Genomic DNA, 2225 nt, shown 5'->3' with positions numbered 1-2225 from the left:
GGCACCGCGAACTGCGCCGCGCCGAGGCCCTCGACCACGTAGCCGCGGCGGCAACGCCCGGACTCCTCCATCGCCCGCAACACCTTGTACACCGCGGAAAAACCGCCGCTGACCCGTTCGGTTTCCAACGCGCCCCGGGTCAGCACGCCGTGCCGCTCCAAGAACGACTCCGCCCGCGCGTGCGCCCGCTTCGTCGGCTCCGCCGCCGGGGAAGGAGCCAGCGACCACCGGCCGGAGACCGTGGGCGGACCGCTGCGGCTGGGCATCGACGGCCGACCCGCACGCAACCGCGCATATCGTCCGCGCGGCGCGTTGCGCCGCGGCTTGTGCGCCGCTCCCTTCCCGGACACCACCGCGCGCAACGGAGCCAACGTGTCGTTGGTGGCCGCACCCGACCACACCAGGTCCCACAACGCCGTGATCACAGCGTCGTCGGCCGGAGCCTCCTCCCCGCGCTCCACCAGCAGCGCCGCCGCCCGATCGGCCAGCGCGCGGAAGAACTGCGCGCCACCCTCCAAAGTGGACAACAACGCTTCGTGCAGCGGAGTGCGCTGCGCGTCCTCCGGCAGATCCGGCAACAACAGATCCGCGACATCCGTCGGCGCCAGCGCGATCCATCCGTCACCCCCGGCCAACGCGCCGGAACCGACCCACGTGACCTCACCGGTCGAAGTGAGTTCATCCAGCAACGCGGGTGAATAACCCGGCAACCGAGCAGGCAGCACCAACGACTCCAGCGCACTGGCCGGAACCGGCGCACCCGCGAGCTGCTCCACCACCGAGTACACGTCATCCACCGTCGGCGCGGAACGCAGCCGGGCACCGACCCCGTGCCATGCGGGCAGAAACCGCCCCAGCGCCGCCGGCTCGACCGGCTCCACCTCGGCCCGCAACCGTGCCAGCGATGCCCGCCGCAGCCGCCGCAAGACCTCCGCGTCGCAGTACTCGACACCGCGCCCGCCGCCGGCTTCCAACGGCCGCAGCTCACCGCTGACCAACCGTCCGGAACCGGTCAGCCGGTCCAGCACGCCGTGCACCACCGCGACACCGAGGCCGAATCGCCGCGCCGCCGACTCCGCGGTGAACGGGCCGCGGCACCGCGCGTACCGGATCAGCAGCTCCCCCAACGGATCCGCGACCGGCTCGGTGAACGCCTCCGGTACCCCGACCGGCAACGCCACGCCCAGCGCGTCGCGCACCTTGCCTGCGTCCTCGATCGCGATCCACCGCTGCTCACCGGCGATCCGCACCGCCAGCACCCGGCGCTGCGCCCGCGGCTGCTCCAGCCACTCCGGCTGGACACCGCGCTCCTGAGCCTCCGCAGTGGACAGATCACCCAGGAACCGCAGTAGGTCCGCAGCGGACTCGACGTCCTTGGCGCGGCGCTCCGGATCGAGCCGCTGCAGCTGCGACTCGACCTCCACGACCACGTCCGGATCCAGCAGCTCCCGCAGCGCCTCCGAACCCAGCAGCTCCGCCAGCAACGTCGAATCCAGGCTCAACGCCGCCGACCGCCGCTCCGCCAACGGCGCATCCGTCTCGTACAGGAACATGCCGATGTAGCCGAACAGCAGATTGCGCGCGAACGGCGACGGCGACTGCGTCTCCACCTCCACCACCCGCACCTTGCGGGCGGCGACCTGCGACATCAGCTCCGTGAGCCCCGGCACGTCGTAAACGTCCTGCAAGCACTCCCGCATCGCCTCCAGCACGATGGGAAACTGCTCGTACTGCGCGGCCACCGACAGCAGCTGCGCCGCCCGCTGCCGCTGCTGCCACAACGGCGAGCGCTTGCGCGGATCCCGCCGCGGCAACAACAACGCCCGCGCCGCGCACTCGCGGAACCGCGCCGCGAACAACGCCGAGCCACCGACCTCGTCGGTCACCACCTGCTGCACCTCGTCCGGGGACAGCAGCACGTCCTCCGCGCTCGGCAGCACGTCCGCCCCGGACTCGTCCAGCGCGTCCGCCAGCCGCACCACGATGCCGTCGTCCGAGGACGCAACCTGCGGATCGATGCCCCGCCGCTCGCGCAACCGCGCGCCGACCGCCAGCGCCCACGGGCCGTTCACCTGCGCGCCGAACGGCGAGTGCACCACCATCCGCCAGTCGCCCAGCTCGTCGCGGAACCGCTCCACCACGATCGTCCGGTCGTCCGGCACGTGCCGCGTCGCCTGCCGCTGCTCGGCCAGGTAGGCCAGCAGGTTGTCCCGCGCCCAGTCGTC

The 2225-nt window shown here is 72.3% G+C and carries 1 pseudogene; it reads right to left on the bottom strand.

Annotation, left to right across the window (positions count from 1 at the left end):
• Positions 1-2225 (bottom strand): annotated as a pseudogene (locus tag IJH84_RS25495) (DEAD/DEAH box helicase); the annotation flags it as partial.

The sequence above is a fragment of the Saccharopolyspora sp. genome (genome assembly GCF_017434145.1).
Classification (GTDB): Bacteria; Actinomycetota; Actinomycetes; order Mycobacteriales; family Pseudonocardiaceae; genus Saccharopolyspora_C; species Saccharopolyspora_C galaxeae.
Note: the sequence above shows the minus strand (reverse complement) of the source record. Positions and strands in the feature narration are given on the sequence as shown.